Below are 3,045 nucleotides of genomic sequence, written 5' to 3'. Positions count from 1 at the left end.
CTGATTCCTTCAGGTCATGTTGTTTCACGTAAGGTCAGGATGATCATAGCGAGCAAGGCGGCGCCTAAGGTTACAAAAGGCAATCAGTTTGTAAGTGGCCGCTTACAAATCTCTTACACCGAGAAGTGAAAATTGTAATCGGCTCGATTGTGAATGTGCGTTTAAGAATGCATCATATTGGCCAGCGCCAAACTCAGGGGCAGGCACAGGGACGGACACAGGGAAAGTAGGATGGAAAACAAGCAGATACTGGTCGTCGATGACAACCTCGACCTTCGCGAAGCGTTGTCAGATTACCTTGGTCGCGCAGGGTTTGAAGTGCTTTGCGCAGAAAACGGCGGCGCGATGTGGCAACTGCTCAACGATCACCATCCTGATTTGATCATCCTCGATATTATGATGCCCGGTGAAGACGGTTTTACCCTGTGCCAGAAACTGCGCAAAAACTCCGATATCCCGATCATCATGCTGACCGCCGTCACTGAAGAAGCCGACCGAGTCGCAGGGCTAGAAATGGGTGCCGACGACTACATCACCAAGTCATTCAGTCCGCGTGAACTGCTCGCGCGCATCAAAACGATTCTGAGACGCAGCCAAACGACCGCCAATAGCAAACTGACGCGTAAAGTGCGTTTTGACGATTGGTTGTTAGATACCGTAACCCGGCAACTGACCCACGTTGCTAGCCGCGAGGTTAAGCAACTGAGTGGCGCGGATTTGTCGCTGCTCGGTTTGTTCGTCAACCACGCGCAATCAATATTGTCTCGCGATGACATTGCGCGCGAAATCTGGGGACGCGATGCCGACCCGTTTGAACGCGGCATTGACGTGCAGATCAGCCGCTTGCGTCATCACCTTGAAGATAAAGACCGTTCGCTGATCCTAACAGTGCGCAACAAAGGCTACATGCTGACCACGGACGTGCATTATGAGAATTAAACGCTGGACGGGGTCACTGGTCGTTCGTACCAGTGTGTTCCTGTTGCTGGTGATCATTCTGGCGCAGGTATTATCCGGGATTATCTGGTATCAACACGCCAGCGAACGCGATAAAGAAGGCCTGACCACCACAGTCAAAAGCTTAGCATTGAGCGCTTCTTCCACCATTGCTTTCTTTCAAACACTCCCTTCGGAATATCGCCACTTGGTGCTCAATCAACTGCGCAACATGGGTGGCACGCGCTTTTTCGTCTCACTCAACAATCACCAGATTGACGTCGACCCACTGCCAGAGAGCGAGCGCAAAACGTTGGTCATCAACCAAGTTCGCGAGGTATTAGAAAGCGAGTTGAGCGGCATTCCTAATATCGAGGTGGAGTTCACCCAGCGCGACAAACTCAAAGTGTTCAACAACGAGCTACCTATCGACGAACTGCCGCTATTGTGGGCGCATTATTCGCTTTCGTTTGGTGACCTCAATCCGCCGATTCTGGTGATGCAGGTCGAAGTCGCGCAGAACGAATGGTTTTATCTCGCGGCGGTGCTACCCGCGCCTTACATCAACCTAGAGACTAACTATTTTGAGCTGCGCCAATGGCTGACGCTATTGCTGTCCGCGCTAATGCTGTTGCTGTGTACCTGGTTTATCGTTCGCAAAGAAATTCAACCAATTCGAGAGCTGGCAAAAGCCGCAACCCTGATGTCGAGCCGATTAGACGTGCCCGAAGTCTCTGAGCGCGGCAGTAACGAACTGAAAGCGGCGGTACGTGCGTTTAACAAAATGAACCGACGCATCGACAGCCACATTAAAGACCGCGAGATGCTGTTCAGCGCCATTTCACACGATCTGAAAACGCCGATTGCTTGCCTAAAACTACGGGCGGAAATGCTGGATGACGACGCCGACCGAGAACGCTTTATCCGCCTGAGTAACGACCTAGATTTGATGGTCAAAGGCGCATTGCAATGCATTAAAGAGACCGATATCCACGAGGAAATCGAGCCGATCAATTTCACCCAACTGATTCAGCACATTTCCGCCAATATCGCCGATGCGCCGGACACAATTCGCATCCACGGTGAAATCCGCACCCACTTTGCTGGTAAACCGTTAGCGATTAAGCGCTGCATTCAGAATTTGGTCGATAACGCGCTCAAATACGGCCATCAAGCGGACATTACGCTGAGTGAAAGCCCAGAGTCGATCCAGATTGAAATTGAAGATCACGGTGACAGTGTTGACGATTTATTACTTGAAAAGCTCTGCCAGCCATACTTCCGCGCTAGCAACGATAAAGAAGGCAGTGGGCTGGGGTTAACCATTTCACAGAGCATTGCAAAGGCTCACGGCGGCAGTTTGTCGCTGAGCCATTCTCAGTTTGGCGGCCTCTGCGCCACATTGACTTTCCCGAGAGACTGACTATGAACAAACTGGCATTCTTGTTCCCACTGTTGCTCGCCCCTTGCGTCGCTCACGCTGAGTCGCCACAAGGGGTAGAGTTTTTACATTGGTGGACTTCTGACGGCGAGCAGCAAGCGCTGCAAACACTCAAAGCTCAGCTAAAACGGCACGATATAGAGCTGCTGCAAAGCCCGGTGTTAGGCGGTGGTGGCGACAGCGCGATGACGGTACTGCAAGCTCGCGCGCTGGCGGGCAATCCACCGAGCTTCGCGCAAATCGAAGGGCCAAGTATTAAGGCGTGGGATGCCATCGGTATTTTGCACAACGTTAACGCGGTTGCCGATGAGCAGCGCTGGGACGAGGTGCTCTACCCACTGTCTATCGAAATCAATAAAACACAAAACGGCTACATCGCCCTGCCACTTACGCTGCACCGCTTGAACTGGCTGTGGGTCAACCACAAGCTGCTTAAACAACTGAATCTATCCGCGCCGAAAAACTGGCAAGAGATGTTCGCCGCCATGGAGCTTGCTAAGCAAAATGGCATTGTACCGATCGCGGTCGGTGAGCAGCCGTGGCAAGTCGCCCAACTTTTCGAGAACTTAGTGATCTCCACTGGCGGCGTTGAGTTCTACACCAATGCAATGGTTAAACTAGAACGCGACAGCATCGACAGCGATACACTGCGCCAAGCGCTGACGCAA

Annotated in this window: 3 protein-coding genes; all 3 read left to right on the top strand. The window is 52.1% G+C overall.

What is annotated here, in order from left to right:
- Positions 1–231 precede the first annotated feature (231 nt).
- Positions 232–939 carry a response regulator gene (locus R7O12_RS23535; protein ID WP_029804119.1) on the top strand — a complete coding sequence of 236 codons (708 nt, stop codon included), beginning with the start codon at positions 232–234 and terminating at the stop codon, positions 937–939.
- On the top strand, positions 929–2,359 hold the full coding sequence (locus R7O12_RS23530) for a HAMP domain-containing sensor histidine kinase (RefSeq protein ID WP_318126450.1): 1,431 nt from the start codon (positions 929–931) through the stop codon (positions 2,357–2,359). Before R7O12_RS23535 ends, R7O12_RS23530 begins: the two co-directional genes overlap by 11 nt.
- A gap of 2 nt (positions 2,360–2,361) precedes the next feature.
- Positions 2,362–3,045 (top strand): ABC transporter substrate-binding protein (locus tag R7O12_RS23525; protein ID WP_318126448.1); only part of this gene is annotated, 684 nt, incomplete at its 3' end.

This window comes from Vibrio sp. Vb1574, assembly GCF_033338675.1.
The sequence above is the reverse complement of the archived record's forward strand: the minus strand, read 5'-3'. Positions and strand labels throughout refer to the sequence as shown.